A 373-nucleotide genomic window follows, 5' to 3' on the forward strand; every position below is an offset into this window, starting at 1 on the left:
CTAACCAATGCGCCGCGCTTGTCTGACATCCAAACGATGACAGCTCTTTTGGAGTCGTTGGTGGCGGAAGTTTCGAGCCTTCAGGACGGAAAAGTCTTGGCGCTGTCTTCACATAATATCGACAACCATGTGGCCGATTACGAAATCGTGCGTAAAATGCGGGCATCTAACTTGGTGCTTGGTCCGATGTTGGCCCGTTTGGGGCATGCGATTGTTTCGCTTCCTGGAGGATGCGCAATTGGCGCCCGCCCGATGGACCTCCATATTGCGGCGCTTGAGGCAATTGGGGCGGAGATCGAACTCAAAGAGGGCTATTTGCACGCGATAGCACGCGGCGTATTAAAAGGCGCGGTGCATGAGTTGCGGTTTGCAT

Annotated in this window: 1 pseudogene; it reads left to right on the forward strand. The window is 54.2% G+C overall.

The features are described from left to right. Positions 1–373: pseudogene (locus AB9F29_RS21435) on the forward strand (UDP-N-acetylglucosamine 1-carboxyvinyltransferase); the annotation flags it as partial.

The organism is Falsihalocynthiibacter sp. S25ZX9 (genome assembly GCF_041205405.1).
Classification (GTDB): domain Bacteria; phylum Pseudomonadota; class Alphaproteobacteria; order Rhodobacterales; family Rhodobacteraceae; genus Falsihalocynthiibacter; species Falsihalocynthiibacter arcticus.